At 65.4% G+C, this 5,703-nt stretch carries 8 protein-coding genes and 1 pseudogene; 5 read left to right on the forward strand and 4 right to left on the reverse strand.

What is annotated here, in order from left to right:
- From cas5e to cas2e, 3 genes are all read left to right on the forward strand, one after another.
- Positions 1 to 792 (forward strand): type I-E CRISPR-associated protein Cas5/CasD (cas5e, locus tag AC2W7M_RS18555; RefSeq protein WP_486133936.1); only part of this gene is annotated, 792 nt, incomplete at its 5' end.
- Positions 789 to 1,487, forward strand: a complete 699-nt coding sequence (locus AC2W7M_RS18560) for a type I-E CRISPR-associated protein Cas6/Cse3/CasE (RefSeq protein ID WP_486133937.1) — start codon at positions 789 to 791, stop codon at positions 1,485 to 1,487. The genes cas5e and AC2W7M_RS18560, both read left to right, overlap by 4 nt.
- 57 nt (positions 1,488 to 1,544) lie before the next feature.
- Positions 1,545 to 1,769, forward strand: coding sequence for a type I-E CRISPR-associated endoribonuclease Cas2e (cas2e, locus tag AC2W7M_RS18565; RefSeq protein WP_486133939.1), 225 nt, complete (start codon positions 1,545 to 1,547; stop codon positions 1,767 to 1,769).
- A gap of 755 nt (positions 1,770 to 2,524) precedes the next feature.
- Here cas2e and AC2W7M_RS18570 read toward each other — a convergent pair.
- Entirely contained in the window at positions 2,525 to 3,103 is a 579-nt protein-coding gene (locus AC2W7M_RS18570) for a recombinase family protein (protein ID WP_486133941.1), read from the reverse strand.
- 126 nt (positions 3,104 to 3,229) lie between these two features.
- On the opposite strand from AC2W7M_RS18570, the pseudogene AC2W7M_RS18575 reads away from it, so the two are divergent.
- Both AC2W7M_RS18575 and AC2W7M_RS18580 read left to right on the forward strand, forming a co-directional pair.
- Positions 3,230 to 3,796: pseudogene (locus AC2W7M_RS18575) on the forward strand (IS1 family transposase); the annotation flags it as partial.
- Positions 3,793 to 4,422 carry a hypothetical protein gene (locus AC2W7M_RS18580; RefSeq protein WP_486133943.1) on the forward strand — a complete coding sequence of 210 codons (630 nt, stop codon included), beginning with the start codon at positions 3,793 to 3,795 and terminating at the stop codon, positions 4,420 to 4,422. The pseudogene AC2W7M_RS18575 and the gene AC2W7M_RS18580, both read left to right, overlap by 4 nt.
- Before the next feature lie 249 nt (positions 4,423 to 4,671).
- Here AC2W7M_RS18580 and AC2W7M_RS18585 read toward each other — a convergent pair whose 3' ends face one another.
- From AC2W7M_RS18585 to AC2W7M_RS18595, 3 genes are all read right to left on the reverse strand, one after another.
- Positions 4,672 to 4,989: a BrnA antitoxin family protein gene (locus AC2W7M_RS18585; protein ID WP_486133945.1), complete on the reverse strand. Its 318-nt coding sequence runs from the start codon at positions 4,987 to 4,989 to the stop codon at positions 4,672 to 4,674.
- Positions 4,976 to 5,230 (reverse strand): BrnT family toxin, encoded by a 255-nt coding sequence (locus tag AC2W7M_RS18590; protein ID WP_486133946.1) that lies wholly within the window; start codon positions 5,228 to 5,230, stop codon positions 4,976 to 4,978. Before AC2W7M_RS18590 ends, AC2W7M_RS18585 begins: the two co-directional genes overlap by 14 nt.
- A 196-nt stretch (positions 5,231 to 5,426) precedes the next feature.
- A partial coding sequence (locus AC2W7M_RS18595) for a hypothetical protein (protein WP_486133948.1) occupies positions 5,427 to 5,703 on the reverse strand: 277 nt, incomplete at its 5' end.

The following is a 5,703-nucleotide window of genomic DNA, read 5'->3' on the forward strand; positions in this document are numbered from 1 at the left end:
AGCCAGAGGAATCGCGCCCGGTCCGTCGCGCGGCGCCGGCGCGGCGGCGGCCTGACGGCCATGGCCCGCTTTCTGCTGCTGCGACTGGAAGGTCCGCTCCTCGCCTTCGGCGGCGAAATGGTGGATGCGCGGGGTGTCGTCGTCGACTTTCCCGGCAAGTCGATGCTCACCGGGCTGATCGCCAATGCGCTCGGCTGGTCGCGCGGTGACCGCGGTTTGTTGGACGGGCTGCAGCGGCGACTGGTATATGCCGCCCGCCTCGACCGCGAGGGCCACCGGTTCACCGACTTCCAGACCGCGGAACTCGACGGCGGCGACAAGGGGTGGACGACGCATGGCCGGCCCGAAGGCCGTGCGGGCGGGGCGGGAACCTATCTCGGCCCACACATCCGGCGGCGCGACTACGATGCCGATGCGGCCGCGACCGTGGCGCTGGCGCTGCTTCCGCCGGAGGAGGCGCCAACGCTGGATGACGTGGCAGCCGCCCTCGACGAGCCGACCCGTCCGCTTTTCCTCGGCCGCAAGCCATGCCTGCCTTCGGGCCCGATCAATCTCGGCTTCGCCGAGGCCGACACCCTCACCGCGGCGCTCATCGCGGCGCCTCTCGCCGATGATCCGCAGAGCGACGGCCTGCGCCTGATGCTTCCGGCCTCGGAGCAGGCCGCCCCCCAAGACCGGGAAGGCTATGTCACCGACGAGCGCGACTGGTTCTCCGGCGTCCATGGCGGTGCGCGCCTTTTGCGGTTCCGAAGCCTTCCCCGTGCGGCGTTCACGGTGGAGGTTGCGCCATGAGCCTGGACATGATCAAGCTCGAGCCGGACATGGGCCGGCTGGTGCGGTGGGCTGAGGCGCGCCGGCTTCTGGTTCGAGGCGACGATCTCGGCTATGCGCTCCACGCTCTGCTCGCCGCCGCGTTCGGTGCCGCCGCGCCCAAGCCGTTCGCGCTGGTGGAGTCGCCACGTCTTCCCGCGGCCGTCCTCGCATACAGCGCATTGCCCGGATCGGAATTGCTCGATCTCGCTGCGGCCGCGGCGGAGCCCGACGTCGCCGAGGCCATCGGGCTTTCCACCTTCGCATCGAAGGCCATGCCGCAGTCATGGCAGGCCGGCAGCCGGTTCGGGTTCTCCATCCGCGTCCGGCCGATGCTGCGCACCGACCGGGACGGCGACCGCGCGCGTGCCAAGGAGGTCGACGCCTTCGTTCTGTCGCCGCCCGGCTCCGATCGCGGCACGGTCTATCGCGCGTGGCTCGCCGCGCACCTGCCGGGCGCCGAGATCGAGCACGCGACGCTCGACGCTTTCCGGCGCAGCCGTGTGGCACGGCGCAATGCGGCGCGCGCACTGACGGAACAGGAGGGGCCGGACGCCAGCTTCTCGGGCCACCTCAGGATCACGGACGGATCGGCATTCGGGGCAACGCTCGCACGCGGCATCGGGCGCCACAGGGCGTTCGGATTCGGCATGCTGCTGCTCAAGCCGCCACGGTGATGCGATGCTCAAAAGCCGCCTTGGACTGGAGACGGCACGGGGCTTTCTCGCTCCATCATGCCGGCAGCGGCGCCTGGTGTTTTCGTCTCGCCAGAGCTTTCGAAAGGCGTGCGCGAGCGCGAGTGGTCGGTGGTCTCCGACTGGTGGACGGCGATGCCAGGCGGCGCGCTGATCCTCATGTGGAAGGATGACGGGTGCGCCGGCCGCCTTGGCATCCGCACCCTCGGGTTGCCGCCCCGGGACCTGAGCGACCTCGACGGCGCGCTGCTCGTGAAGCGCTAACCGGGGTTGAAGTGCGCTTTTTGACATCGTTAATGAAGTCAATGTCTTATAGCCTAGGGGCTCCCCCGCCTGCGCGGGGATCGACCCGACAGAGAATTTCGGACGCACAGGAGTCGGCGGCTCCCCCGCCTGCGCGGGGGATCGACCCTGGAACTTGTAGCAGTTTGCCGTACATGTCGCAGGGCTCCCCCGCCTGCGCGGGGATCGACCCTCCGCCCGCGTGCTCCAGACCATCCCGGTCTCGGCTCCCCCGCCTGCGCGGGGATCGACCTGAGCAGGCGCGGATCTCCGTCGTCACCGAGCGGGCTCCCCCGCCTGCGCGGGGATCGACCCGGCGGGTCGAAATCGGCGACAACCGAGTTGGCGGCTCCCCCGCCGCGGGGGCATCGACCCATCTGTCTCGGAGTAATAGGCACGCCCCGCACAGCACCCCCGCCTGCGGGGATTGACCTGAGCTATACCAAACCGAGGCATGGGCGGTTGAGGCTCCCCCCCGCGCGGCGACCATCTCGCGCACCAAATGCTAATAGGTGGCGGCGGCCCCCCCGCCCGCGGGGGTCGACCGGCATTGACCGTCTCCGGCGCGATGCTATCCCCTTGCGCGGGATCGCTCTGAGGTCGGTATTCCGGAAAGGCCGAAGTATTTGTCTAGAACGCAAATGTACATTTACTAAATAATCATAATTTATTTTTGCGATAGAAATAGCAAAGTCGTTTGCATTCAAAATTTTTAGAATTTGATTGATTGAAGTCAGTCAATCGTCGTTATTTAACGTCGAGCCAAGAATTCGGTACACAGAGGCGCGCCCAATTCCGAGCACCTTCGCGATCTCTGTGGGGCTCTTGCCGTCACCCATCAGCTTGCGCACCTCGCCAGCCTTCGCCCGCGCGGTGGGAGCGCGGCCCTTGTACTTGCCGTCGGCCTTGGCCTTGGCGATGCCCTCGCGTTGGCGCTCGAGCATGATCTCGCGCTCGAACTGCGCGAAGCCGGCGAAGATGGTGAGCGTGAGCCGGCCGGTCGCGCTCGCCGTGTCCACCACCTCTCCACCGAGATTTAGGATGCGCAACGCCACGCCGCGGCTCTGGAGGTTCTGCACCAATTCCCAAAAGTGAAAGGTGGAGCGGGCAAGCCTGTCGATCTTGGTGATGACGAGGGTGTCGCCGTCGCGAAGAAAGGCGAGGGCCTCTTTGAGGGCGAGACGCTCGGCAACGGAACTAACGCGCTCCTGCCAAACCTTCTCACACCCGGCTGCCTCCAAGTCCCTTACCTGGGCAGCCAGCCCCGCCACCTGTTCCGTGGTCGATGTTCGAGCGTACCCGACCAACATGCCCATTGGTGGCCCCCATCGTCCCATTTAAATCAAAGATATTGTGAGACGATCCGTCCAAAAATCAAGACCTATTTCTGTGAGACACAGAATCTCGCGTTTCTGGCTGACCTCGCGCCGTCTCACAGAGGCATGGTCTATTGGACGCGGGGCGGCCGTGACAGCGAATATGCGATGGCCTTCATGGACGATCTGGCGGGGCGCCTCGCGAACCGCGTGCAGCTCACCTCAGACGGGCACAAGGCGTACCTTGAGGCGGTCGAGGGCGCGTTCGGTGGGCACGTGGATTAAGCGATGCTTGTGAAGCTGTACGGGACGGCTCCGGAAAGCGCCCGTGGCCGCCACAGCCCTGCAGAGTGCATCGGTGCCCGGAAGGAGCGGATTGAAGGCTCCCCCGATCCCAAGCAAGTCAGCACTTCCTTTGCGGAGCGGCAGAACCTCACCATGCGGATGCAGGTGCGCCGCTTCACCCGCCTGATGAACGCCTTCTCGAAGAAGTTCGAGAACCACATGCGCATGGTGGCGATCTATACCGTTTGGTACAATTTCGCGAAGCTGCACCGTGCGCACAAGGTAACGCCTGCGATGGCCGCGGGCGTGTCCGACGGGCTCATGAGCATGGAAGATATGGCGGTCATGATCGATGAGGCCTCACCCAAGCCGGGCAAGCGCGGCCCCTACAAGAAGCGGCCAGCATGAACGACCATGAAGCTGTCTGCCGACGCGCTTATACCGAAGCGCGTCGGCTATATGCAGATGTGAAAGCGCAGCTCGGACCAGCTGCTTTGGGCTTCCGCGTTCTGTATGGGCCACCGACCGTTGGAGCCCCATACATGTTCATCGGCTACCAACCGGGCGGGCGAGAGATCGAGAACATTCAGCATCACGAGACTTGGCCGGAGACATGCGACTACGCCACGAAAGATTGGCCTCTCGCCAAGAAAATTCGGTTCATATGGGGTGGCGACATCGTCGCGCGATGCACCGGATTGAATGCGGTCTTCTTTCGTGCGCCAAGCATTGAGGACTGGTATCGGATTCCAAAGCCATTACGCCATCATCTGGAGGATTTTAGCTTTCGGCACGCAAAGGCCATTGTCTGCGCTCTCCAACCTAAACAAATAATTGTAATTGGCCTTAGAACATTCGACGCGTTGCTGACAGGAGAGCCTTTCTTGCCTGGTAGTCGAGATCGGATCCTCGCGAAGAAGGGTAGTCTCTGGGGGCACCCAACGATTGGAACGGTTCACCTTACCGGAGCCCGGATCAGCGGGGTCGACCAGGAGCGCATCCGGACCCTTTTCTCTCCCCAAATTTCAAACTGAGACACAACCTACGCGTCACCTATAAGGTCGTGACCTTCGATATGCTATTCAAGGTCGGCAAGGGATCCGATCGCGTGTTCGATGCCGTCACGAAGGCTTGCCCGCTCCCGGCGTAGGACTGCGGCCGGCCCACCGCGGGCGGGCGACAGCCTCGGCATTGCCTCTTCTCGCCGAGCCCCTGCGAGCCGGCGTCCGGCGCGGGCCTTCGGTGCACCACCACCGCGCCCGTCCGCCAAGGGCGCGCCCTGATCAGCCGCGCCGCGCCGCCTTCTCCAGGGCCTCGCTCATCTTCGCGCGCCAGTCCTTCCCGCCCATGGTCTTGAAGCGCTCCACCGTCTCCGGCGCCAGGCGCAGCGTCACGGCCTCCTTGGGGCTCTCCACCTTGGGGCGCCCCGCGCGCGCTTGATGCTCTCCATCAGCTCCGGAAAACGCCTCGGCGAAGGGCTTGGCCTGCGCGATCTGTGCGTCGGTCAACTCTGCGTCGTCGGGATCGGCCGCGATCTGCCGTTGAATTTCCGCCTCCTCGGCATCGGTGAGGGGGGCGATTTTGTGCTTACGCGTACCCATGGGCTGCCCTTTCCTTGCGGCTGGCGCGGCGCATCGAGATCACGGCCAGCGCTTCCGAGCCGAGCGGCGCGAAGATCACCGCAATGACGGCGCCCTGAAAGACGCCAACTGCCATGAAGCGGTTCTTCTTGGCCGGCGCGACGGTGGCCGCGGCGAAGAACGCCAGGTCGAGGGCCGCGAAGTCCATTCCCCGCTTCGCGAGGTTGGTCTGGCGCTTGGGCTCGTCCCAGGTGATCTTCATGGGATTATTCGTACACGCAAAAGTCTCTGCCGTCCATATTTTCGTACACGAAAAATGCGCCGGGATGGCGGGCTGGCTTGGACGCCCTAACGGCAAAGCCCCGAGGCATGCTCGGGGCTTGGAAAAGGGGCCTGTGTTCCCGATGTGATGGGCGGGGGGCGCCGCTCGGCGGCCCGCCGCCTGTCGGGTTGGCCCTTCAGGCGGTGGGGAACATGCGCAGCAGATCGGCAACGATGGCGCGGCAGTGGCGCGGTTCAAGCTGGCCGAACGCCTCGAGCTGCTCGGCGAGATACCCTGCCTTCACACCGAGATCGGCGGGCACCACCGCCGGTGTGGCCATCAGCCGGTTGTCGGCGGCCCACAGTGCCCTCAGCGCGGCGTCGGCGGCTTCGCCTGCGGCGCCGTGGTTCAGGCCATCCACCACCGCCGCGGCGGCTGCGGTGGCCTCGGTGGCGTGGCACAGCGCCTCGCGC

The organism is Xanthobacter sp. BG11Y11_SDJG (genome assembly GCF_057364445.1).